18 protein-coding genes and 1 pseudogene are annotated in these 22510 nt (G+C 63.3%); 8 read left to right on the top strand and 11 right to left on the bottom strand.

What is annotated here, in order from left to right; genetic code table 11:
• Positions 1 to 5: 5 nt before the first annotated feature.
• The 7 genes from glgC to ACTJKL_RS04970 form a co-directional block, all read right to left on the bottom strand.
• Complete coding sequence (gene glgC, locus ACTJKL_RS05000; protein ID WP_003533906.1) at positions 6 to 1268, bottom strand: glucose-1-phosphate adenylyltransferase; 1263 nt, start codon at positions 1266 to 1268, stop codon at positions 6 to 8.
• Between the two features lie 113 nt (positions 1269 to 1381).
• Entirely contained in the window at positions 1382 to 3547 is a 2166-nt protein-coding gene (gene glgB, locus ACTJKL_RS04995; protein WP_440852394.1) for a 1,4-alpha-glucan branching protein GlgB, read from the bottom strand.
• A 41-nt stretch (positions 3548 to 3588) separates the two neighbouring features.
• Complete coding sequence (locus ACTJKL_RS04990; protein ID WP_440852336.1) at positions 3589 to 6066, bottom strand: glycogen/starch/alpha-glucan phosphorylase; 2478 nt, start codon at positions 6064 to 6066, stop codon at positions 3589 to 3591.
• Positions 6067 to 6263: 197 nt separating this feature from the next.
• A complete protein-coding gene (locus ACTJKL_RS04985; RefSeq protein WP_440852335.1) occupies positions 6264 to 7523 on the bottom strand; it encodes a vWA domain-containing protein in 1260 nt (419 codons plus the stop codon).
• 176 nt (positions 7524 to 7699) lie between these two features.
• Positions 7700 to 8587 carry a transglutaminase family protein gene (locus ACTJKL_RS04980; protein ID WP_440852334.1) on the bottom strand — a complete coding sequence of 296 codons (888 nt, stop codon included), beginning with the start codon at positions 8585 to 8587 and terminating at the stop codon, positions 7700 to 7702.
• Between the two features lie 5 nt (positions 8588 to 8592).
• On the bottom strand, positions 8593 to 11001 hold the full coding sequence (locus ACTJKL_RS04975; RefSeq protein WP_440852333.1) for a circularly permuted type 2 ATP-grasp protein: 2409 nt from the start codon (positions 10999 to 11001) through the stop codon (positions 8593 to 8595).
• A 171-nt stretch (positions 11002 to 11172) separates the two neighbouring features.
• Complete coding sequence (locus tag ACTJKL_RS04970) at positions 11173 to 12207, bottom strand: aldo/keto reductase (RefSeq protein ID WP_018096738.1); 1035 nt, start codon at positions 12205 to 12207, stop codon at positions 11173 to 11175.
• A gap of 105 nt (positions 12208 to 12312) precedes the next feature.
• Between ACTJKL_RS04970 and ACTJKL_RS04965 the strand changes: the two genes are divergently transcribed.
• Complete coding sequence (locus tag ACTJKL_RS04965) at positions 12313 to 13269, top strand: LysR family transcriptional regulator (RefSeq protein ID WP_440852332.1); 957 nt, start codon at positions 12313 to 12315, stop codon at positions 13267 to 13269.
• Positions 13270 to 13338: 69 nt separating this feature from the next.
• Here the strand turns inward: ACTJKL_RS04965 and ACTJKL_RS04960 are convergent, their stop codons facing one another.
• A complete protein-coding gene (locus ACTJKL_RS04960) occupies positions 13339 to 14100 on the bottom strand; it encodes a VOC family protein (RefSeq protein WP_440852331.1) in 762 nt (253 codons plus the stop codon).
• Between the two features lie 205 nt (positions 14101 to 14305).
• The gene (locus ACTJKL_RS04955; RefSeq protein ID WP_440852330.1) at positions 14306 to 14779 is read right to left on the bottom strand and encodes a DUF1579 domain-containing protein; all 474 of its coding nucleotides are present in this window, start codon (positions 14777 to 14779) and stop codon (positions 14306 to 14308) included.
• Between the two features lie 142 nt (positions 14780 to 14921).
• Between ACTJKL_RS04955 and ACTJKL_RS04950 the strand changes: the two genes are divergently transcribed.
• From ACTJKL_RS04950 to ACTJKL_RS04925, 6 genes and pseudogenes are all read left to right on the top strand, one after another.
• Positions 14922 to 15368 carry a MarR family winged helix-turn-helix transcriptional regulator gene (locus tag ACTJKL_RS04950; RefSeq protein WP_018096742.1) on the top strand — a complete coding sequence of 149 codons (447 nt, stop codon included), beginning with the start codon at positions 14922 to 14924 and terminating at the stop codon, positions 15366 to 15368.
• 149 nt (positions 15369 to 15517) lie between these two features.
• A complete protein-coding gene (locus ACTJKL_RS04945; RefSeq protein WP_100672912.1) occupies positions 15518 to 16054 on the top strand; it encodes an RNA polymerase sigma factor in 537 nt (178 codons plus the stop codon).
• Positions 16051 to 16806: an anti-sigma factor family protein gene (locus ACTJKL_RS04940; protein ID WP_440852329.1), complete on the top strand. Its 756-nt coding sequence runs from the start codon at positions 16051 to 16053 to the stop codon at positions 16804 to 16806. Before ACTJKL_RS04945 ends, ACTJKL_RS04940 begins: the two co-directional genes overlap by 4 nt.
• A 139-nt stretch (positions 16807 to 16945) precedes the next feature.
• Positions 16946 to 18146: pseudogene (gene sorT / locus ACTJKL_RS04935) on the top strand (SorT family sulfite dehydrogenase catalytic subunit).
• Between the two features lie 75 nt (positions 18147 to 18221).
• Positions 18222 to 18563 (top strand): SorU family sulfite dehydrogenase c-type cytochrome subunit, encoded by a 342-nt coding sequence (gene sorU / locus ACTJKL_RS04930; protein WP_440852328.1) that lies wholly within the window; start codon positions 18222 to 18224, stop codon positions 18561 to 18563.
• A 43-nt stretch (positions 18564 to 18606) separates the two neighbouring features.
• Entirely contained in the window at positions 18607 to 19050 is a 444-nt protein-coding gene (locus tag ACTJKL_RS04925; protein WP_100672915.1) for a pseudoazurin, read from the top strand.
• 330 nt (positions 19051 to 19380) lie between these two features.
• On the opposite strand, the gene ACTJKL_RS04920 is transcribed toward ACTJKL_RS04925, so the two are convergent.
• Positions 19381 to 19848, bottom strand: a complete 468-nt coding sequence (locus ACTJKL_RS04920; RefSeq protein ID WP_437408062.1) for a MarR family winged helix-turn-helix transcriptional regulator — start codon at positions 19846 to 19848, stop codon at positions 19381 to 19383.
• Between the two features lie 129 nt (positions 19849 to 19977).
• On the opposite strand from ACTJKL_RS04920, the gene ACTJKL_RS04915 reads away from it, so the two are divergent.
• On the top strand, positions 19978 to 20382 hold the full coding sequence (locus tag ACTJKL_RS04915) for a GFA family protein (protein ID WP_324762342.1): 405 nt from the start codon (positions 19978 to 19980) through the stop codon (positions 20380 to 20382).
• A 68-nt stretch (positions 20383 to 20450) separates the two neighbouring features.
• Here ACTJKL_RS04915 and ilvD read toward each other — a convergent pair whose 3' ends face one another.
• Entirely contained in the window at positions 20451 to 22289 is a 1839-nt protein-coding gene (gene ilvD, locus ACTJKL_RS04910) for a dihydroxy-acid dehydratase (RefSeq protein WP_440852327.1), read from the bottom strand.
• Positions 22290 to 22510: the final 221 nt, after the last annotated feature.

Genomic DNA, 22510 nt, shown 5'->3' with positions numbered 1-22510 from the left:
CTCGGCTACATTCCCAGCTTGTCGATCATCGTTTGCGTGATCAGGCAAACGCCGCTCTCCGTGCGGCGGAAGCGTTTAGCGTCGAGCTCCGGATCGTCACCGACGACCAGGCCCTCCGGAATGACGACGCGGCTGTCGATGACGACATTGCGCAGAATCGAATGCCGACCGATCGTCACGTCGGGGAGAACTACGGCATTTTCGAGTCTGGAGTATGAATTCACCCGGACGCCGGTGAACAACAGGCTCCTGTTGAGAGCGGCACCCGAAATGATGCAATCGCCCGATACGAGCGAGGACGTGGCCGAGCCACGGCGGTTCTCGTCGTCATGGACGAATTTGGCCGGCGGCTTGATTTCAGAGAAGGTCCAGATTGGCCAGGTGCTGTCGTAGATGTCGAGCTCGGGCGTGATATGGGTGAGATCGATATTGGCCTGCCAATAGGCGTCGATGGTGCCGACGTCGCGCCAATAGGCCTCGCGCTCGAAGTCGGACCGGACGCAGGAATGGGTGAAGCGGTGGGCCACCGCTTTGCCGTGTTCGACGATGTAGGGAATGATGTCCTTGCCGAAGTCGCGGCTCGATTTGGGATCGGCGGCATCCCGACGCAGCATGTCCATCAGGAATTTCGTGTGGAACACGTAGATGCCCATGGACGCGAGTGCCATGTCCGGATTGCCGGGGATCCCCGGCGGATCGGCCGGCTTCTCGACGAAGGCGATGATGCGGTCCGCATTGTCCACATGCATGACGCCGAAGCCCGTCGCCTCCATGCGCGGCACTTCCAGGCAGCCGACGGTCACGTCGGCGCCCGAATCGACGTGCTGCTGCAGCATCAGTTCGTAGTCCATCTTGTAGACGTGGTCGCCGGCGAGAATCACCATGTATTCGACGCCGTGGTCCTCGATGATGTCGATGTTCTGATAGACCGCGTCGGCGGTGCCTTCGTACCACTGCGTTTCGGAGACACGCTGGCTCGCCGGCAGGATATCGAAGCTCTCGTTACGCTCCGGCCGGAAGAAGTTCCAGCCGCGCTGGAGGTGCCGGATCAACGAGTGGGCCTTGTACTGCGTGGCGACGCCGATGCGCCGGATGCCGGAATTCAGCGCATTTGAAAGCGCGAAATCGATGATCCGCGCCTTTCCGCCGAAATAGACGGCAGGTTTCGCACGCCGGTCGGTGAGTTCCTTGAGCCGGCTGCCGCGGCCGCCGGCGAGAACATAGGCCATGGCATCACGGGCCAGGGGTTGCGTACGTTTTTCCACCATTTTTCCTCCCCAAAATCATTTCGGGGGACTGCTTGGCGTCTCTTCGACGCCTCGCGCCCAAACGATTTCCTCCTGTTCCGCCCGCCGAGCCAGTCCCCGTCGGGCGGGACGCTCTAATCCTGCTCCAGCATCAGCGTCGCCAGAGGCGGCAGCGTGATGGTGGCGATTGTCTCTCCGTTCGCTCTCTTCTCTGCCTGGACGGCGCCGCCGTTGCCCTTGCCACAGCCTCCATAGATTTCCGCGTCGGTGTTGAGCACTTCCTTCCAGCGCCCTGCCACGGGAAGCGGTATGTCGTAATGCTCCCGGTAAACCGGAGTGAAGTTGGTGACGACGGCGACCAGCTTTTCTCCGGGCGCCTTCCTGAGCCAGGCGAAGACGGAATTTTCACGGTCGTCGGCAATCAGCCATTCGAAGCCGTCGCCCTCGCAGTCGCGCGCATGCAGCGCCGGCTTCGAGCGATAGGTGCCGTTCAGGTCGCGCACCAGACGGCGCATCCCCTCATGCAGATTGTATTCAAGCAGATTCCAGTCGAGGCCGCGGTCCTCGGACCACTCGCGCCATTGGGCGAATTCCTGTCCCATGAAAAGGAGCTTCTTACCGGGATAACCCCACATGAAGCCGTAATAGGCCCGGAGATTGGCGAATTTCTGCCAGTCGTCGCCGGCCATCTTGGCGATCAGCGACCCCTTGCCGTGGACGACCTCGTCATGGGACAGCGGCAGCACGAAATTCTCGCTGAAGGCGTAGAGCAGCCCGAAGGTCATGTCGTTGTGGTGGAACTTCCGGTGCACGGGCTCGCGCGAGAGATATTGCAGCGTGTCGTGCATGAAACCCATGTTCCACTTGAAGCCGAAGCCGAGCCCGCCCGCATGCACCGGGTGCGAGACCTTCGGCCAGGAAGTCGATTCCTCGGCGATGGTCAGTACGCCCTGGTGAATGCCGTAGATGCGGGTGTTCAACGTCTGCAGGAAACGCACGGCCTCGAGATTTTCGTTGCCGCCATATTCGTTCGGCACCCATTCGTCATGCTTGCGCGAATAGTCGAGATAGAGCATCGAGGCGACCGCATCGACGCGCAGGCCGTCGACATGGAATTTTTCCGCCCAGTAAAGAGCGTTGTTGACCAGAAAGGCAACGACCTCCTGACGGCCGAAATTGTAGATTGCCGTGTTCCAGTCGGGATGGAAACCCTGGCGCGGATCCGCATGCTCGTAAAGCGCGGTGCCGTCGAACCAGCGAAGCCCGTGTTCGTCGGTCGGAAAATGCGCCGGCACCCAGTCGAGGATGACACCGATCCCGACCTTATGGCAGCCGTTGACAAAACGGGCAAAGCCCTCCGGCTCGCCGAAGCGTGCGGTCGGCGCATAGAGACCCGTGGTCTGATAGCCCCAGGACGGATCATAGGGATATTCCGAAATGGGCAGGAACTCGATGTGCGTGAAGCCCATATCGACGCAATAGGGGATCAGCCTTTCCGCCAGTTCGTCCCAGGTGAGCATGTCGCCATTGTCGCGGCGCTGCCATGAGGCGGCATGGACCTCGTAGATCGAGATCGGCTGGCGGCGCGGATCGATCTCGGCCCAGTGACGACGATGTGCCTCGTCCTCCCAGTCCTGGGCGATCTCGCCTGCGGTCATCGAAGCCGTGTCGGGCCTGAGCTCCGAACGTCGGGCAAAGGGGTCGGCCTTCAACGGCAGCAGCGTGCCATTGCTGTCGACGATTTCGTATTTATAGGGCGTCCCCACGGGCACGCCGGGAATGAAGATCTCCCAGATGCCCGTGTCGGCGCGCAGGCGCATGACGTGTCGGCGTCCGTCCCAGTCGTTGAAACTGCCGACCACGGACACGCGGCGGGCGTTCGGCGCCCAGACGGCGAAGTGAAAGCCCTCGGCGCCGTCATGGCTGATCGGGTGCGCGCCCATCTTGTCGAAGAGGCGAAGATGCGAGCCCTCGCGGATATAGTAGTCGTCCATCGGCCCGAGCACGGGGCCGAAGCTGTACGGGTCGATGACGGTCCACTCGCCGCCGTCGTTGCGGGCGCGGTAGCGGATGGGCTGCTCCTTGCGCAACGCCACCGGACCCTCGAAGAAACCGGCCTCGTCGCGCCGCTCGAGCGTGCCGAGTTCCTTGCCGCTGAGCGTTTCCGCGACCACCGTGTCCGCGCCCGGCACGAAGCACCGGGCGACATAGGTCTTGCCGGCGGCATGAACGCCAAGGACGGCGAAGGGGTTGTTGTGGGTACCGGAAAGTATTGCCGCGATTTCCGGCGCTGGCAGCATGCCTGGCGGGGCGGGGGCTGGGTCCTTGCCGGGCGGAACCGTCATCCGGCTCTCCAGATCTCTCCGGCATATTGCCGGATCGTGCGATCGGACGAGAACCAGCCCATGCGGGCGGTGTTGCGGACCGCCTTCGAATACCAGGCGGACGGCGTGGTCCAGAGCTGGTCGATCTCGCGCTGGGCCTTGGCATAGGCCTCGAAATCGGCTGCAACCATGAACCAGTCGTGGTTGTAGAGCCCGTCCACGAGGCCGGAGAAGCGATTGCGGTCGTCGGGCGAGAAGACGCCGGAAGCGATCGCATCGAGCGCCTGCGAGAGTTCGCGCGAATTTTCGATGACGGCGCGCGGATTGTGTCCTTCCGCTCGCGCCTTGCCCACCTCCTCGGCGGTCATGCCGAAGATCTTGATGTTTTCCTCACCGACCCAGTCGCGCATTTCGACATTGGCGCCATCGAGCGTGCCGATGGTCAGCGCTCCGTTTAGCGCGAACTTCATGTTGCCGGTGCCCGAGGCTTCCATGCCCGCCGTCGAGATCTGCTCGGAGAGATCGGCCGCCGGCACCATCACTTCCGCAAGCGACACATTGTAGTTGGGGACGAAGACGACCTTCAGGAGCCCGCGGACGGCCGGATCGTTGTTGATGACGCGGGCGATGTCATTGGCAAGTTTGATGATCAGCTTGGCGTTATGATAACTCGGTGCCGCCTTGCCGGCGAAGAGCTTGACGCGCGGCACCCAGTCGAGCTCGGGATGGGAGCGGATCTGGTCGTAAAGCGCCACGGCTTCGATGAGATTCAGCAGCTGCCGCTTGTATTCGTGGATTCGCTTGATCTGGATGTCGAACATCGCCGAGGGATCGATCCGGATGCCGAGATTCGCCTGGACCAGCTTTGCCAGCCGCACTTTGTTGGCGCGCTTGACGGCTGCAAAGTGCTCCTGGAAATCCGCCTTGTCGGCAAAGGCGTCGAGGGCCTGAAGTGCCTCGGTATTGTCCATGAACTCGTCGCCGATCGCCTCCCGGATCAGGCCGAAAAGACCCGGATTGCACTGCATCAGCCACCGGCGCGGCGTGATGCCGTTGGTCTTGTTGTTGATGCGGTCCGGATAGAGCCCGTGAAGGTCGGCGAAGACCGTTTCCTTCATCAGGTCGGTGTGGAGAGCCGATACGCCGTTGATCGAGTGCGAGCCGACGAAGGCAAGATTGCCCATGCGCACCCGCCGGTCGCCCGTTTCGTCGATCAGCGAGATGTTGCGGATCGCCTCGTCCGTCGCGTGCCTCTCCCGGCGTGCCTCGATCAGGATCTTGGCGTTGATGGCGTAGACGATCTGCATGTGACGCGGCAGCAATCGCTCGAAGAGCGGAACGGGCCAGCTCTCGAGTGCTTCGGGCAGCAGCGTGTGGTTCGTATAGGAGAAGGTCCGCCGAGAAATGTCCCAGGCCTGTTCGAAATCGAGCCCGTGGACATCGGTCAAGAGACGCACCAGCTCGGCGACGGAGACTGCCGGATGCGTATCGTTGAGCTGGATGGCGACGGCGTCCGGCAGCGACGTGAAATCCGGATATTGCTGCAGATGACGGCGCAGGATGTCCTGGAGCGAGGCGGAGGAGAAGAAATATTCCTGCCGGAGCCTCAGTTCCTGGCCGGCCGGGGTGGCGTCGGCCGGATAGAGCACGCGCGTCAGGCTTTCCGCCTTGTTGCTTTCGCGCAGCGCCCCGATATGGTCGCCGGCATTGAAGGCGTCGAGCAGGATGGGGTCGATCGGCTGCGCGGCCCAGAGGCGAAGCGTGTTGACGCGCGTTGCCCGCCATCCCACGGCCGGCGTGTCGAAGGCGGTGGCGATAACGCGCTCGGCCGGCTTCCACACGTAGCGCTGCACTTCCTCGTCGATGTTGACCGTTTCGACGCTGCCGCCGAAACCGATCTCGTAGGAGCTTTCGCGGCGCTCGAATTCCCAGGGGTTGCCGTGAGCGAGCCAGGTCTCCGGCAGTTCGACCTGCCAGCCGTCGGCCATCTGCTGACGGAAAAGGCCGTGCATGTAGCGTATGCCATAGCCGTATGCAGGCACATCGACGGTCGCCATGGATTCCATGAAGCAGGCGGCGAGGCGGCCGAGACCGCCATTGCCGAGCGCCGCATCCGGCTCCAGAGCCGCAACCACGTCGATGTCGACGCCGAGCGAGGCGAGCGCATCGCGCATCTCGTCCATGAGGCCGAGATTCGTCATCGCGTCGCGCATCATACGGCCGATGAGGAACTCGAGCGACATGTAGTAGACGCGCTTGGCGCCGGTCGAATAGGTCTTGCGGGTGGAGTCCATCCATTTGTCGGTGATGCGGTCACGCGCCACGAGGATGGCGGCCGTCAGCCAGTCGTGCGGCTTGGCGACTTTCGGGTCCTTGCCGATGCGGTATTTCAGACGCTCGAGGATCTCGACTGCAAGCTGGCTGGGTTCCGAGGATCTGAGGGCGGGTTGCGGCAGTTCGGTGGTTGAGAGCCGAGTCATCATGAGAACTGTCATACCCTTATTGCATTTCGGAAAGCCCCAGGTCGGAACCGACCAGGTTCAAGGCAATTTATGCATCGATCCGAAGCGCTTGCAACAGGTGTTTTTAAAAGGATTAAAACAGCAGATGCTTGTCAGCCCCCGCTCCCGGCGGCAGTTCAAGCTCAAGGCCGCCCGGCAGGACCGGGCGGCACTTCAGCCGGACTCCCGGGTCATTTCGTCAGGCGGGAAGCCAGTGCAGAGGCGCGTTCACCGATCGCCTTGAAGGCGGCGACCAGATCGGACGCCTCGTCCGCTTCGAAATAATGCGAGGAGGACGAGGCGCAGTATTTCAGCAGCTTCTGGCCGCGGTCCGGCGCCATGAAAGCTACGCTGTAGACCTGAACCTTGCTCGCCTTGGCCGTGTCGCACCATTGTTTGGTGACGGTATCGTCATTGGCGTAGTTGTTTTCGCCGTCGGTCATGAAGACGATGTACTTCGTCGGCACCTGTCCGTTCCTGGCGCCGTGCGCGCTGTCTTCGGTCAAGGCTGTCACCTTCTGGTAGGCGGTCTTGAAGGCGCTGCCGGAGGCAGTTCCGCCCGTTGCCACGAGGGCGTTGACATAGTCGGCTGCACCCTTCGTGCCCCAGGAGAGACCGCTCGCCGTGTCCTGAGCGGAGTTGTAGGAAACCGCGCCGGTACGGACATAGATCGATTCCGGGTCCGCCGTCACAAGCTGGCGAAGGAGGTCGGCGACGGCTGCCTTCAAGGCGTCGACCTTGGTGACGTAGCAGGGGCTGGTCGCCTTCAGGTCCGGATACTTGCTCCAGTTCGCTTCCGTGTAGTTTTGGCATTTCGCCTTTGCCGTGTTGACCGTGTTGGTCTTCCACGCCATCGAACCGGAGCGGTCGAGCACCAGATACATGGACAGGGCGTTCTTGCTCTCCGTAGCGCTCTCGGCGGTCGACTGAGTTTCGATCTCGACCGACTCCTGACCGAGCAAGCGTGTCATCGCATTGAGCTGGAGGCGGTGTTTGTTGGCGACCGTGACCTGGAACGACATCCCCTTCGCGCCGTTCGCCGTCGCGGCGATATTGATCTCCGTCGTGTTGATGTCGTCCCATTGTGGTGCGGCGGCCGCCGGTCCCTCGCTCTCCGAAGCCTGGCGGGTGCCAACCTGCTGTTCCTCGCCCGGCATGTCCGTCGCGGAGGCCACTGCCGTCTGGGTCTTCAGGAACTTGCGTGCGATCGCCTTCGCTTCTTCGATGTCCGGTTTCGCATCGGATACGAGCGCGGAAGCCGCCGCGAGCGCTGCCGCGTCGGTTGCGTCCTGAAGCTGGTTCTTTGTCATCAGCATGTTGGCGACATCGACGGACACTCCGCCCACGGCCAGGAGCAGTGGCGCGAGCAGCGCCGTCATCATTCCGAAATTGCCGCCCCGATCGCGCAGCATCGCCAAGAAGGATCGGCTTATGATTGAACGTCTTCGCATCTGTGAACACCCCAGCAAATACATTGCAAGCCCGAGGCGACAATTAGCGGCGATACCTTGCTCTCAAGTTCAGGAAATCGGTTGAATTTTAGCGAAGCTCCTGAAAAACCCATGGCTACTAATGGAATTTCGCCCGGTGCGGCCGTGCCGAAGCAGGACATATGTGCCGTTTCGGGTCAGCCGACGGGTACGACGTCGACGGCCTGCTCCGTCGTGTGACGGCCGTAGCCCTTCAGCACCCCGATCACAGGGGCGACATCGCCGTAGTCGCGGCCATGGCCGACGACGATGTGGTCGATGCCGGCCGGAATATTGTTGGTAGGATCAAGCTCCATCCAGCCGCCCGTGGTGCCGCACCAGAAGCGGACCCAGGCATGCATCGCGTCGGCGCCTTCCAGCCGGTCCCGGCCCGGCGGCGGCAGGGTTCTCAGGAACCCGCTGACATAGCCGGCGGGGATCCAGAGGCTGCGCAGCGCCACGATCATCACATGGGCGAAGTCCTGGCAGACGCCGCGCTTCAGCTCGAAGGCCTCGCCGGGGGTGGTGCTCACGGTGGTCGCTTCGGGGTCGTAGGCGAAGTCGCGGTGGATGCGATCGCAGACGGCGGCTCCGATCTGCTCGACCGTCATAGCGTTGCCGGCGATCGCGCGGGCATAGGCGGCGATCTCCGGCACGGCGGGAAGGAGCGGGCTCGGACCCAGGAAATGATGCGGGGATTCGGCGTCGACCGACCAGCAGGCGGCAAGCTCGGATGCAAGACTGCCGAGCGGAGGCGAGAGGTCGGCCGTGAGCGCCGGCGCCTCGGCCTGGACAAGCGCCTGCATCCGCATGACGAGATGGTCATGCACGGAGCGGAACAGGATCGACGTCGTGTGATTGGCGAAGAAATCCTTGCCTTCCCGGCGTTCGAAGGGCACCGGCTGGCAAGTCACGGATCCGGCTACAAGACGTTGCCGCCCGGGAATGGATACCGGCAGGACACGTAAGAGATGTCTTCCGCCGCTTACCGGAGCTTCGTAACCGTAGGTGATCTTCAGGTTGATGTCGTAGAGCACGGCAGCCATCTCCTTCAGCCGAGATAGGTCTGCGCCAGCAGTTCGGACAGCCGTTCGAGATCCTGCATCAGGCGCCTGTAGACGGCCATATCCATCTGCTCCGGCGTCATGATCGCAAGCCCGGAATGAAGCCGCATCGTCTCGCGATAGAACGGTGACATCTGCCCGTTGACGAAGGCATTCGGCAGAAGCTCGACCTCTTTCTTGATCTCGTTGAGCTGATAAAGCACCGAGCGCGGATTGAGCGGATCGAGCGCCAGAAGGTCGGTGACCGTCGGTGCCGCCGTGTTGACGTTGTAGCGCCGGCGGTGCGTCATGACGCTGTCGCCGATCTCCAGCAGCATGTCATAGGCGCCGTCGGGAGCCTCCGGCCCGGACATGTGGCCGAGCAGTCCCGTCATATGCAGGCCGCGTTCGAGATAGCGTCCGATCGACAGGAACCGCCATCCCGTGAAGCGATACATGTTTTCGTGCACCAGGCCCGCGAAGCCGGCGAGTTTTCGCAGAAGGACCGTCATCGCGTGCGTGGCGTCGTCGCCCGCCTGAACGGTCGCGTGGAACTTCCGCGCCGTTCTGGAGAGGTCGTTGAGCGCGAGCCACCCGTCCGGCGAGAAGCGGTCGCGGATGTTCCCGGCGCTGAAAAGGGCGCTGTCGATACTGGAAAGCAGGCTGTCCGGTACCGGCTCTCCGGTGTTGATTCCGAGTACGGCGAGGTAGTCGCTCACGTCCTTCAGGAGCGGCATGTTCGCATCGGCGGATTCGGCGAAACGCCCGTGCCAGGCGCGCAGAACCCGAAGGGCGCCTTCCGCCCTTTCTATATAGCGGCCGAGCCAGAAGAGGTTGTCCGCAGCCCGGCTGGGCAGGCTGCCGGGCAGGTTTCGGGTGAAGCTCTCCTCCGCCGGAAGCAAAGTCGTGCGGTCGACGGGCTTGCCGCTCACGATCCAGACGTCGGCGGCAGTGCCGCCGGCCTGCATTGCTATTGCCGCCACGTCATCGCCGGAGCCGATGCGAGCGAAGCCGCCCGGCATGATCTGCCAGCCGTCGCGCGTGCGCGCGGCAAACACCCGGAGGCTCATCGGTCGAGGTGTGAGCCGGCCAAGCACCCAGGCCGGCGTCGTCGACAGCGTAACGGCCTCCTGGCCCACCAGCTTGCCGCCGTCCGCGGCGAGCCATTCGCCGACGGAGGTCCCGGCGCTTTCGCGAAAGGAGGCGCCGAGTACCGACTGGCCTTCGTCGTCGAAGAAGGGCCGCGTCGAATAGGCCGGGCCGATGACCATGCGCTCGATATTGCCGGCGACATGCCGCCGTTCGGCTTCCTGTCCGCACCACCAGGTGGCGATCGACGGCAGCTTCTGCTCCTCGCCGAGCAGATGACGGCAGATCGCCGGCATGAAAGCCAGGAAGGCACGCGTTTCCAGGATACCGGATCCGAGTGCATTGACGATCGAGACGGAGCCGGCCCTCAGCGCCTCGACGATGCCCGGGGTGCCGATATGGGAGGATTGGTTGAGCTCCAGCGGATCGGCAAACGATGCGTCGAGGCGGCGCCAGAGCACACCGACGGGTTTCAGGCCGGCCACCGTGCGCACCATGACCCGTCCTCCGACAACCGTCAGATCCTCGCCCTCGAGCAGCATGAAACCGAGATAGCGGGCAATGTAGGCATGCTCGAAATAGGTCTCGTTGGCGAAGCCCGGCGAGAGCACGGCAATGCGGTCGTCCGCATGCTGCTTGTGCCCCTGCAGCGTGTCGCGGAAGGCGCCGAAGAATCCCGCCAGGCGATGGACATGGCTTTCTGCATAGAGGTCGGAAAAGGCGCGCGTCGTCGCCACCCGGTTCTCGAGCGCAAAGCCGGCGCCGGAGGGCGCCTCGGTCCGGTCGGAAAGCACCCACCAGTTTCCGTCGGGGCCGCGTCCGATCTCGAAGGAGCAGAAGTGCAGAAAATGTCCGTTCGCCGGTTCGAGACCGACCATCGGGCGCAGGAACTCCGGATTGGAAGCGATGAGCGCGGGAGGCAGCAGGCCGGCCCTGACCAACCGGTTCTCGCCATAGACGTCGGCAAGCACCCGCTCGAGCAGTTCGGCCCGCTGGATGAGGCCGGCGGAAACGGTGGCCCATTCCGCCTCGTCGATTAATACGGGAATGTGCGAAAGCGGCCAGCCGCGTTCGGAATTCTCCTTGCCATAGGCACGATAGAAGACTCCGGCATCGCGCAGGTACCGGTCCGCGCGGGCGAAGCGGTTGGCAAGATCCGTCTCGTCCATGCGGCCGAGCGTCGCGACCAGTCGCTGCCATACCGGCCGGACGTTGCCGCGCGCGTCGAGCATTTCGTCGGCGACGCCGGGCAAGGCGCAATAGCCATAGGCCGGGCCGCCCTCGATTCGGCTCATCTGTTCCGGCCCTGCCGCCTGCCTCTTCGTCATTCCAACTCCTGCCGGACGCCCCGCTCGCGCAACATCATCGGCTGAACCGCCGATTCCGATTCGACCATGTATCACAAACATTGAATGTTTCGCTGGCGAAGCTTTCGGCAGATGGCCGGCAGGCCCGTTTGGAGCTGCCGGCTTCGCCGCTTGCGTGCATGTCCCGTTTCTTCAGACGACCGGCGGGTTGATCCGCGCGAAGCCCTCCTGCCGGTAATAGGGGAAGTAAGGGTAGGGGGCGGTCGTCACACTCGCCGCGTCGAGCCGGGCAACCGCCTCGGCGGTGAGCGACCAGCCGACGGCGCCGAGGTTCTGTCTGAGCTGCTCTTCATTGCGCGCGCCGATAATGACACTCGAAACGGTCGGGCGCTGGAGAAGCCAATTGATGGCGATTTGCGGAACGGTCTTGCCGGTTTCCTGCGCGATGGCATGGAGAACCTCAACGACGTCGTAGAGCTTTTCCTCGTCGACCGGCGGCCCGAAGGAGGCGGTGTCGTGTAGGCGGCTGCCCTCGGGCCAGGGCTCGCCGCGGCGGATCTTGCCGGTGAGCCGCCCCCAGCCGAGCGGGCTCCAGACGAGTGCGCCGACGCCCTGATCGAGACCGAGCGGCATCAGTTCCCATTCGTAATCGCGGCCGACCAGCGAATAATAGACCTGGTTGGCGACGTAGCGCGGATATCCGTGGCGGTCGGCGGCGGCGAGGGATTTCATCAGCTGCCAGCCGGAAAAATTGGAAACGCCGACATAGCGCAGCTTGCCCGAGCGCACGAGCGTGTCGAGGGTCGACAGCACCTCTTCGACGGGCGTTCCGGCATCGAAGGCGTGCAGTTGCAGCAGGTCGATATAGTCGGTTCCGAGCCGTTTCAGCGCCTTTTCCACACCGCTGATCAGGCGCGAGCGCGACGAGCCGGCGGCGTTCGGCCCTTCGCCGACAGGAAGCGACAGCTTCGTCGACAGAATGACGTCGTCGCGCCGGCCCTTGATCGCGGCGCCAAGAACCTCTTCCGAAGCGCCGTCGGAATAGACGTCTGCCGTGTCGAAAAGATTGACGCCCGCCTCCAGGCAAATGTCGACGAGGCGGCGCGCCTCGGACGCATCCGTACTGCCCCAGGCGCCGAAGAGCGGCCCTTTGCCGCCGAAGGTGCCCGCTCCGAAGCTGAGGACCGGTACTTTCAGTCCCGAGGAACCAAGCCGTCGATATTCCATAGGTGCAACTCCACTCTTGCTCATGAATCAGTCACATGAAGATGGAGCTGTACTCGCTTTGGATATAGACTGTCGCCGGGAATATTATCTGTGAGCTGAATTCATATGTCGAGACCCTCGGTCAATCGCTCCGGCGAAATGGAGATCTTTGCGAAGGCGGTGGAGCTTGGCGGATTTTCGGCTGCTGCCCGCCATTACCGGATGACGCCTTCGGCCGTCAGCAAGCTCGTGCTGCGCCTCGAGGAGCGGCTTGGCGTGAGGCTGGTGAACCGCTCGACGCGAAAGCTGCAGCTGACGCCGGAGGGACATGCATTCTACGAGCGCACGGTGCGCATCCTCGCCGATATCGACGAGGCGGAGCGATCTGCATCGGCCGGCGAGAGCCCTGTCGGCCGGGTCCGGCTGAACGTCAACGCCTCGTTCGGCACCCACGTCCTGATGCCGCTGGTGCCCGAGTTCCGGGCGCATTTTCCTGCTGTCAGCCTCGACATCGTCATGACCGACGCCGTCGTGGACCTGATGGAGGCGCGCGCCGACGTGGCTGTCCGCACGGGGCCGCTGAAGAGCTCGACGCTGATTGCGCGCAAGCTCGGGGCGACGCGGATGATGATCGTGGCGGCACCGTCCTACATAGAACGGTACGGAATGCCGTCGTCGATCGAGGAGCTCAAGGAGCATGAGCGGCTCGGCTTCTGCTACGCGCGCGCCGTCGACGGCTGGCCGTTGAGGAGAGGCGGGGAAACGGTGGTGCTGCCGGCCTCGGGGGCGGTACAGGTGAGCGATGGCGAGGGGTTGCGCCAATTGGCGCTTGCCGGCGCCGGGCTGGCACGGCTTGCGGAGTTCACCGTAAGGGAAGACGTCAGCGGCCGGCGGCTCGTGCCGGTTCTGGAAGACCTTAATCCGGGCGATCTCGAGGAGGTTCACGCGGTCTATCTCGGCCAGGGCGGCGCTCTGCCCGCGCGCGTCCGCGCCGTCCTCGATTTTCTCGCCCGCCATGCCCGCGTCACGCCGGGGCAGGACGCGGGCAGGCGCCGGACTTCGCCGGTACCGGCACCGGCATGAGATGATCGCCGGAGCAGGACAGCGGCGACGATGTTCGCCGCCTTCCCGCATTTCGAGAGGCGCCAACCTTCAGCGTTTCGGCGCGACCAGCGCGAAGAGCGCCCCTTGAGGGTCGGTGAACTGCGCGATCCACGCTCCGCCGGGCACTTCCATCGGACCCATCAACAGCTTCGCGCCGCCGGATTGCGCCCGGTCGATTGCCGCGTCAATCGCCTCGACATTGAAGTAGTAGAGCCAGAAGGGATTGGGAACCTCTCTCGGTCTGGTCATCATCCCGCCGATCGGCTGACCATTATGGGCGAAGATCTGATAGATGCCCATCTCGCCCATATCCATCGCCTGGTCCTTGGTCCAGCCGAACAGCTTGGAATAGAAGCTGAAGGCCGTGTCGAGGTCGCCGGCCATCAGTTCGTGCCAGCCGATATTGCCGGCAGCCATTTGTTCCATGGCCGGTGGCGGATCGCCGTCGCCCCTGAAGAGGGCGAAGGCGGCGCCGTGCGGGTCGGTCACGATCGCGAAGCGGCCGATATTCGGAATGTCCTCCGGCGCTCGATGGACCGTTCCGCCTTCGGCGGCGAGTTTGGCGGCGGTCTCGTCGACATCGTCGACCGCGATATAGCCGAGCCATGCCGGCGGTATCTGCATGTCGAGCGCACCTTCCGGCATCGTCATGAGACCCGCTACCTGGTGGTCTCCGGCGGAAAAGAGCGTGTAGTTCATGCCGGGCACTCCCGCGTCGCGTGCGCTCCAGCCAACGATGTCCTTGTAGAAGGCTTCCGCCGCCTTCATGTCCGTCGTCATCAGTTCGTACCAGACGAATTTCCCATGCATTGTCGGTCCTCCGGTTGTTCTGGATGTGTCGTTGCGGGTGGCGACGGACGGTCGCGTGGGGGGACGCGAACGCAATCGAAGGCTAGTTCCGGTCCGTCCGCACGCGCTTCATGTCGTTGGTCGACCTGAAATCGTGAACGTGATCGCCTGTAAGTCAGCGCGGAATGCGGGCGGAAAACCGCGCGCACTTTTCCTCGATTCCTCTCTAGCGGCGGCGGTATTCCGCGCGCATCATTTCTTTCCAGTCGCCGCTTTCGGTCTGGACGCGGGCCGTAAGGGTTCGGCTGTTCGCGTCGATGAGCGTTATTCTATCCTGATATCGTGCAGTCTTGCCGGGATTTTCGAAATCGGGGCCTTCACAATTGAGGGCAAGCGTCTTCCCGTCGTCCTCGATCACGCCGTCATAGACCCACATATGCGTCATCATGGATCCTATCCAGGTGCCGAGATAACGCTTGGTGTCGGGATTGTAGCCGAGCGTCATCAAAGTCTGGCCGGGGCTCCCCCCGGGCATGATGCCCTGTCCCTCGCACACGACCCAGAGACCGTGCATCGAGCGGACGTTTTCGATCCAGGGCTGGCTGTCCTCGCCGCTTCCCGTCGAATCCTTTGACGTGACCGTCCACTCGCCGAGCAGCTGTTCCAGCCATCGGTGTTCTTCCTGCGGCTCTATTTTCACGATTCTCTCCCATGGTCGTGCACAGCGTCCCCATCGCGGCGCTGAAACGCCGCTCAGCGGCCGAAGGATCCTTCCGTGCTTCCTTCGTGCTCGCCTCATGCCGGCGCTTGACTAATTATGTTGATATCAACATTACTATTTTATGTCAAAGCCGCTGCCGATACCTTTTTCCACCACGCTCTTCGTCAGGGACACCTGCCTGTGCCTGCATGTCCAGCGCGCCGCCCGGGCGCTCGCCCGCCGGTTCGACGAGGCGCTGAGGCCGCTCGAGATTACCAATGGTCAGTTCTCGCTGATGATGTCGCTCAACCGGCCGGACCCGCCGAGCATGAGCGCGGTTGCCGCCGTGCTCGCCATGGACCGCACGACCTTGACGGCGGCGCTGAAGCCGCTGGAGCGACGGGGCCTTGTAGAGGCGTTCGCCGACCCTGGCGACAGGCGTCTGAAACGCGTGCGGCTGACGGCGGAGGGTGGCCGGCTGCTCGCCGAAGCCCTGCCGATCTGGAAGGCAACCCATGAAGCGCTCGACGAAGGTCTGGGGGAGGGCGGCGCGCAACGTCTGCGGGCAGATCTTCTCGCACTGACCTGATGGAGCCGGCAAGCGCGCCGAAAAATCGCGAGCGGAGGGAGCGCATCATGGAATAAGCGGGGCAACTCGCTCGTCTCTACGCCGCGGAGGAAAAATGGGACGAACCGGAAGAATCGAGGCGGGAACGCGAGCAGCCCTGATCGGGTGTCATGTCGGGTATCATGCGCTCGCGCGTTGAACGGAGACTGGAACCGCATTATGCGCGGCTTTTCGCTTATGCCGTCGCGCTTTCGCGCGATCGCGACGGAGCACAGGATATCTTCCAGGAGTGCATCGCCCGCGCCTTGGATGCGCGAAACGTGCCCGAAACGGAGCCGGCATTTCGCGCATGGCTGTTCTCCATCCTGCGCAACATCTGGATCGATCAGTCCCGTTCTCGCCGCCGCCGGTCCGACCTGGAACAGGAGTTCATCACGGATCTGGTGCCCGCGCCGGTCGCGCCGGAAACCGTGCTGGTCGATGCGTTTTCCGTGCGCCAGGCGTTTACCCGGCTTAGCACGGAACACCGGGAGATACTTGCACTCGTCGATATATCCGGTTTCAGTTACGAGGAAGTGGCAATGATGATCGCCGTGCCCAAGGGTACCGTCATGAGCCGCGTCAGCCGGGCCAGACGGGCACTGGCAGCGCAGCTCGGCGAGGCCAACGTCGTCCAGCTCACCCGGCAACGAGAAGGCCGAAAATGACGGAAAACGAGATCGATCCCGAAATCTTGAGTGCCTATGTCGACGGTGAGCTCGAGCCGGAGGAAGCGTCGCGCGTCGCGCGTCTGATCGCGTCCGACGAGGCCGTCGCGCGGCACGCGGCGAAGCTGTCGGAGGTCAAGGCCGCGGTGGCTGGGATGGCTCCGGAAATCGTCGTGGTCACCGTGCCTCGTCCGCGGCCGGTGAGTAGATGGATGCTGTCGTTTGCTGCGGGTGCGTGCGTCACGCTGCTGGTCTTCGCGGCGACCTGGTTCGGGGGCGCGAGGGCGCCGGGAGGGCCGGTGGATGCGGCGGTTCGCGATGCCGCTCTGGAACATGCTGCATGGGTCGGGGGCTCAATAGCGCCGCCGGTGCTTCCGGCTTCCGCGCCCGCGGACCTGTTTGCACCGGAAATGACCGCAGCCGGCTTGACGCCCGCCTTCGTGCGCGACACGTCCGTGGACGGCAAAGCCGCCCTGCATACGGGGTATGTCGGGCGCTCCGGTTGTCGGCTGAGCCTTTTTCGATTCACTCGCCCCGACGCGAGACAGGAATTCGACTTGTCGAGCGAAGGCGGACTTCTTCACGCCTCCTGGTCGGGCGGCGCCGAAGGCTTCCTGCTCGTCGCCCGAGGCATGGACGAAGCCCGCTTCGCCCTTCTCGCCGGTTCCCTGAAGCTCGCGAGCGAAGGGGAGCGCCAGGGAGGGGGGCTCATCGCCAGCCTCGGGGTGATGCGCCAACCCTGCGTCGGCTGACCGCTCGATAAGTCGCGGCACCGTCGGATTTCGGAAAAATAATCCGACGGAGGGAATTTTCCACGCCGTCACTCGTCTCTTCCGATCATTCGAAGAAGATCGACCGGGCATGCTGCCCTGCGGAAAAGGGAGACGCGACTTGATTGACTTGCTGACCATGAAGCGGCGGAGTTTTCTGACCGGGAGCGCCGGAGCTGTCGTCGCTGCCGGTACCGGTGGGGCTTGCGCAGGCGAAGGAAACGAAGCCTCTGCCCGACTACATTGCCTGGAAAGACGCCGACGCGCTGATCGTTCACAGTGACAAGACGCTGGAGACCAAGCGGAGCGAGTTCGGCACCAGCGTCATCACGCCCGAGGATAAGCTCTACATCCGCAACAACGTCAACACGCCTCCCGAATCGATTCTTGCCGATCGCGACGGATGGAAGGTGGAGATATCAGGCGTAAAGGAGCCGCGGACGCTCACGGTCGCCGAGCTGAAGACTCTGGGCCTGGTGACGGCGGCGACTGTGCTGCAATGTTCGGGCAATGGACGCAAATATTTCAAGGATCAACTGACGGAAGGTCAGAAAATGAGCGGCACGCCCTGGACGGTGGGTGCTGCGGGCTGCGTCATCTGGAGCGGCGTCCCTCTGAAGGCCGTTGTCGAGGCCCTGGGCGGGCCTGCCGAAGGCGCCCGCTTCATCACGGGGACGGGCGGTGAGGAGCTTCCGGCAGGTCTCGACCCCAAGCTTCTGGTGGTCGAGCGCTCGGTCCCGATCTCGAACCTCGATAATGTGATCCTGGCATGGGAGATGAACGGGAGGCCTCTTTCCCTCGCCCACGGCGGCCCGCTGCGCATGGTCGTTCCGGGCTATTCGGGCGTCAACAACATCAAATATGTGAAGACGGTCGCCCTGACCGAGGCAGAGACGGACGCGAAGATCCAGAAGTCCAGCTATCGCCTTCATGCGCTCGGGCAAAAAGGTGCGCCCGACCAGCCATCGGTCTGGGAGCAGCCCGTGAAGTCCTGGATCACCACCGCGCAGGAGGCCGCGAAAGCGGGCCCGGTTCAGATTGCAGGCGTCGCCTTCGGCGGAATGAATGCCTGCAAGAGCGTGGAAGTCTCTGTGGACGGCGGCCAGACGTGGCAGGAAGCCGAGTTCGTCGGACCCGACCTTGGACGTTTCGCCTGGCGCGTCTTCGTCCTCTCGGCCGACCTGGCGCCCGGGACCTACACGCTCGTCAGCCGTGCGACGGATACCGAGGGCAACGTACAGCCCGAGGAAAGCGAAATGAATGGAGGCGGCTACAGCCACAACGGCTGGCGTGCGCCGGGCGTCAAGCTCACCGTCTCCTGATGAAAGGAAGGGTTCCGCTGCGCATGCCGCGGAACCCTGTTTCACGATCTTCCCCTATCAGTTTCGGATCAGAAAATGACCTATGCTTCAAGCCGCCGGATCGCGGCCGTGCTCACCTGCGTAACCATCGGCCTGTCGACGATCACGGCATCCGCCGAAGAAGACAAGCTTGCACTCGGTAAAGAGATATTCCTCGAACGGTCGGAACCGCAGTGTGCGCTCTGTCATACGCTGGCGGATGCGGAGGCCGTCGGGGAAGTTGGACCCAATCTCGATGAACTCGCACCCGACGCGGAGAGGGTGAGCACGGCCGTCATCAACGGCATAGGCCCGATGCCGGCCAACGAAATCCTCACGGACGAAGAAATCGAGGCCGTTGCGCGTTATGTCTCGACGGTTGCCGGAAAGGCCGAGTGATCGGCGTCATGCGAGCGTTGCTCGTCAAGCAGAGGAGAGTGCGTTGAAGACAAGAATGATGCTTTTGGCGATGTTGGGGGCGGCGTACGCAGGTCAGGTACAGGCCGAGGAATTTCGCATCGAAATGCTGAACAAGGCCGCCGACGGCCGGATAATGGCATTCGAGCCCGCAGTCGTGCGTGCCCAGCCCGGAGACACCATCACCTTCGTGGCGACGAACAAGGGGCACAATTCAGCTCTGATGAAGGGCGGTGCGCCGGAAGGGGCAGAGAGCTGGAAGGGCAAGATCAACGAAGAGGTCAGCGTGACGCTGAGCGAGCCCGGTGTCTACATGTATCAATGCACGCCGCATCTGGGCATGGGCATGATCGGCGCCATCGTGGTCGGAGAGCCGACGAACCTCGAAGCGGTCAAGGGCATCAAGTATCCCGGAAAATCGAAGGCAGCCGCGGAGGAGATCTTCGCGGAAATCGAGCGCGGCGGCTGACGGACGGTTGCTTGCGCTTGTAGCGGGATGAGGAAAATTGCTTGCGGTTTTCCGTCCGCATCCCGCGTCTTCTTGGAATCGATCACGTTCATGATTTCAGATCGGCCCGACCTGAGATCATTGTGATTTCGTGTTTTCCTGATTTCTGTGCTTGTCACAAGGACCAGCAGCGCTACGCCCGTGGCGCGGGAGTTCTTTCCAGCCCAAGGACTTGGGCTGGCTGGATTCCGGTGACAGGCACGGGAACGAGGAGCGGAAGGGTAGCGTAGCGATAGCCGGCGACACCGCCGCTGCCGTCTTCGTTTGCAACAACCGTTTTGCCGGCGGCGCTTACGGCGGGGCCGCCGCACCGCGCTCGCGGAAGAGCGCGATGATTTCTCCGACGAGCACTGTCGCCCGCCGCAGCTTTTCCTCTCCGACTTCGCTGCCAAGCTCATTCGCCCAGACGGTCTGGCGTGCGGTGATCTCGGCGAGGACCGTCTCGCCCCGCGGCGTGAGCACAATCAGCTTCGCGCGCTGATGTGCGGGATTGTCCCGGTACTCTATCAAACCCTCGGCTTTCAGAATGTCGGCAATGCGCTGTACCCCCTGCCGGGCGAGCCCGAGTGCACGCGCGGTATCGGCAACCGACATGGCAGCATGTCGAGCCGCGGCCAGAACCTGCCAGCGGGCGCTGCTCTGGCCGGATGGTTGCGCGAGCCTATCTCCTTCGGAGGTCAGATGTCCGGCGAGGCGAAGGACCGAGATGGCGAACTCTGCGAAGGCGTCGCCGGGCGGTGTACGAGAGCTTGGATTCATATTGACAACATATTGTCGTTCCGCTTAGATGACAACATGTTGTCACTATGCTCGATGCTTGGCAAGCCTGCGATCATTGAACATCAAGGAATGTCTCGAACATTTAGATCCAAACGGGGAGAAACGAGGATGCAAAAGACCTATCAGGGCAGCTGCCACTGTGGACGGATCCGCTTCGAGGTCGATGTCGACCTCGAAGCGGGAACCAGCCGCTGCAATTGCTCGTACTGCTCGAAACTGCGTTATTGGGGCGCAAGCGTTAAGCCGGAGGATTTCCGGCTGATGTGCGAGGAGGCAGGCATCGGCGACTATCAGTTCGGCACGATGAGCGGCCATCATCGGTTCTGCACGGCGTGCGGCGTGACGCCCTATGGCCACGGCTATGTCGAAGAGATCGGCGGCGCCTTCGTCTCCATCAACGTCGCATGCCTCGACGGGGTCGATCCGGCCGAGTTTGCGGCCCTGCCGATCCAATATATGGACGGGCTCCACAACAACTGGTGGAATGCACCGGCCGAGACGCGGCACATGTGAATTGGCAGCTCCGAAACAAAAGCTCCCGCCGCGGCGGGAGCCTTTTCGACAGCTGCAATGCCGTTAGTTTAACGGTCGCCCAGATCTCTCACGGCGCCGCGGTCGGCTGATGTCGCAAAGGCCGCGTAGGCCTTGAGCGCGGTCGTTACGCGGCGCTTGCGTTGCTCGACCGGTTTCCAACCCTTGGCGTCCTGTTCGGCGCGGCGAGCGGTAAGCTCGGCCTCGTCCACCCGCAGACTGATGGTGCGGTTCGGAATGTCGATATCGATCATGTCGCCTTCGCGCACCAGCCCGATCGTTCCGCCGTTCGCCGCTTCGGGCGAGACGTGGCCGATCGAAAGACCGGAGGTGCCGCCGGAGAAGCGTCCATCGGTGATCAGCGCACAGGCTTTGCCGAGACCCTTCGACTTCAGGTAGCTCGTGGGGTAGAGCATTTCCTGCATGCCCGGTCCGCCCTTCGGCCCCTCGTAGCGGATGACGACGACGTCGCCGGCCTTGATCTCGTTGGAGAGGATGCCCTTCACGGCGGCGTCCTGGCTCTCGAAGACGCGCGCCGGGCCGGAGAATTTCAGGATGCTCTCGTCCACGCCCGCGGTTTTCACGATGCAGCCGTCGAGCGCGATGTTGCCCTTGAGTACCGCGAGGCCACCATCCTTCGAAAAGGGATGTTCGACCGACCGGATGACGCCGTTTTCGCGGTCGGTATCGAGCTCGTCCCAGCGTGCCTCCTGGCTGAAGGCGACCTGCGTGGGAATGCCTCCGGGAGCGGCGCGGAAGAAGTTTCGGACAGTGTCGCTCGACGTGCGGGTGATGTCCCAGCGGTCGATGGCGGCGCCGAGCGTCTCGGCGTGGACAGTCGGGCAGTCGCGGTTGATAAGGCCGCCCTTGTCCAGCTCGCCGAGGATCGACATGATGCCGCCGGCCCGGTGTACGTCTTCCATGTGCACGTCGGCTTTCGCCGGAGCGACCTTCGACAGGCACGGGACCTTGCGCGACAGCCGGTCGATATCGTCCATGGTGAAGTCGATCTCGCCCTCATAGGCGGCGGCAAGGATGTGGAGCACCGTATTGGTCGAGCCGCCCATGGCGATGTCGAGCGCCATGGCGTTCTCGAAGGCCTGCTTGGTGGCGATGTTGCGGGGCAGCACCCGCTCATCCTCCTGCTCGTAATAGCGGCGCGCCAGATCGACGACGAGGTGGCCGGCCTCGACGAACAGGCGCTTGCGGTCGGCATGGGTCGCGAGCGTCGAGCCGTTGCCGGGCAGCGACAGGCCAAGCGCCTCGGTCAGACAGTTCATCGAATTGGCCGTGAACATGCCGGAGCAGGAGCCGCAGGTCGGGCAGGCGGAGCGCTCGATGATCTTGACGTCCTCGTCGGAAATCTTGTCGTCGGCGGCAGCGACCATAGCGTCGACGAGGTCGAGCGCATGCGTCTTGCCGTGCAGCACCACCTTGCCGGCCTCCATCGGGCCGCCGGAGACGAAGACGGCCGGAATGTTCAGGCGCAATGCCGCCATCAGCATGCCGGGGGTGATCTTGTCGCAATTGGAGATGCAGACCATGGCGTCGGCGCAATGGGCGTTCACCATATATTCGACGCTGTCGGCGATGATCTCGCGCGAGGGCAGCGAGTAGAGCATGCCGTCATGGCCCATGGCGATGCCGTCGTCGACCGCGATCGTATTGAATTCCTTGGCGACGCCGCCGGCCGCCTCGATCTCGCGCGCGACGAGCTGGCCGAGGTCCTTCAGATGCACATGGCCCGGCACGAACTGCGTGAACGAGTTCACCACCGCGATGATAGGCTTGCCGAAGTCGCTGTCCTTCATGCCCGTCGCGCGCCAGAGGCCGCGGGCGCCGGCCATGTTGCGGCCGTGGGTGGTGGTGCGGGAGCGATAGGCAGGCATGAACGTGTTCCTTCACGGACGAATGTCATTAGGCGGATGTGACGATCGCAGAGCGCCGTTGCAGGGGGGTAGTAGCGCAAAATTGCGCGCGCGTCATCTTCCGCGCCAGATTATTTCCGGCGGCGCGCGCTGGCGCCGGCACGGCTCCGCGCAAGAAAAAAGGCCGGGCTGAACCCGACCTTCCTCAACACCTTCAGCCGATGCCAGTACATCCGTGGTCA

The sequence above is a fragment of the Sinorhizobium sp. 22678 genome (assembly GCF_052044265.1).
Taxonomy (GTDB): domain Bacteria; phylum Pseudomonadota; class Alphaproteobacteria; order Rhizobiales; family Rhizobiaceae; genus Sinorhizobium; species Sinorhizobium meliloti_A.
Note: the sequence above shows the minus strand (reverse complement) of the source record. Positions and strands in the feature narration are given on the sequence as shown.